A 1,297-nucleotide genomic window follows, 5' to 3' on the forward strand; every position below is an offset into this window, starting at 1 on the left:
GCTAGTAGTTCTCGGCGGGAATAAAGCTACCATTAAGGGAGAGTTTGAAAAGGAGGATAGGATGATGCCTAAAATCGTACCGCCCCTGGAATTGAGCGCACAGGAGCGAGAGGAACTACAACAGTTAGTGAATCGGCACAGTACGCCCCAACAAATTGCGTTAAGAGCAAACATCATATTATTGGCAGCAGCAGGCGAAAATCATCGAGCGATCGGTCGTCGCCTCAACATCAGTCGAGATATGGCCAGACTATGGCGCAATCGTTGGATCGAGCTAAAGAGTAAGAACATCGCCGCCCGAGAGCGATTGGTCGATGCGCCCCGACCTGGAGGGCCGATGAGTTTCAGCTTAGAGCAGATCCTGCAATTATTTGCGATCGCTTGCCATTCGCCTGAGGCACACGGAAGACCCATCAGTCATTGGACCGCCCGAGAGTTGGCCGATGAAGTGATCCAACAAGGCATCTTTGAGACCATCTCCCCCCGGCATGTGGGACGATTGCTGAGCGAAGCCAACTTGAAACCCCACCAATCGCAATATTGGTTGAATCCCCCCCCGACCCTGAGTTCGATGAGAAGGTCAACGACATTTGTGAGATATATCTGAGCGCGATTGAACGTGCCGAACGGGGAGAACGGACGATTTCCATTGATGAAATGACGGGGATTCAAGCCTTAGAGAGAAAAGCGCCTGACCAACCGATGCGTCCGGGCCAACTCCAACGGCGAGAATTTGAGTATATTCGACATGGAACCCAGACGTTAATTGCCAGTTTTGATGTGGCTCAAGGTCAGATTGCCACAGCCCGTGTGGGAGACACCCGCACAGAGGCAGACTATCTCAACCATCTTCAACAGTTGCTCGCCACCGACCCGAAAGCCAGCAAATGGCATTTGGTGATGGATTGTTTGAACACCCATCAATCAGAATCACTGGTGCGATGGGTCGCCCAAACGGAAGGATTAGACATCGACCTGGGAGTCAAAGGGGAATCCGGCATGCTCCAATCAATGCCCAGTCGAGCCGAATTTCTCCGTAATCCCAATCATAAAATTGTGTTCCATTTCACCCCCAAGCATTGTTCCTGGCTCAATCAAATTGAGATGTGGTTCGGTATTTTGGTGCGGAAGTTACTCAAGCGAGCCAATTTTATCAGTAAAGCTCAACTCAAAACTCGTCTCCTCGAATTCATTGATTACTTCAATCGCACGATGGCTAAACCCTTTAAATGGACTTATCAGGGCAAAGCTTTGAAGCAGTGAACGAGGGTAGGTAAACTCACGCCGAGGACTACTA

The 1,297-nt window shown here is 50.2% G+C and carries 2 protein-coding genes; both read left to right on the plus strand.

The features are described 5' to 3' along the window. Positions 1 to 607: helix-turn-helix domain-containing protein (locus tag QUA40_RS28760; RefSeq protein WP_333132122.1), on the plus strand; the 607-nt coding region annotated here is incomplete at its 5' end. Next, positions 541 to 1,263, plus strand: coding sequence for a transposase (locus QUA40_RS28765; protein WP_333132124.1), 723 nt, complete (start codon positions 541 to 543; stop codon positions 1,261 to 1,263). The genes QUA40_RS28760 and QUA40_RS28765, both read left to right, overlap by 67 nt. The last annotated feature ends 34 nt before the right edge of the window (positions 1,264 to 1,297 follow it).

The sequence above is a fragment of the Microcoleus sp. Pol11C3 genome, assembly GCF_036701485.1.
GTDB lineage: Bacteria > Cyanobacteriota > Cyanobacteriia > Cyanobacteriales > Microcoleaceae > Microcoleus.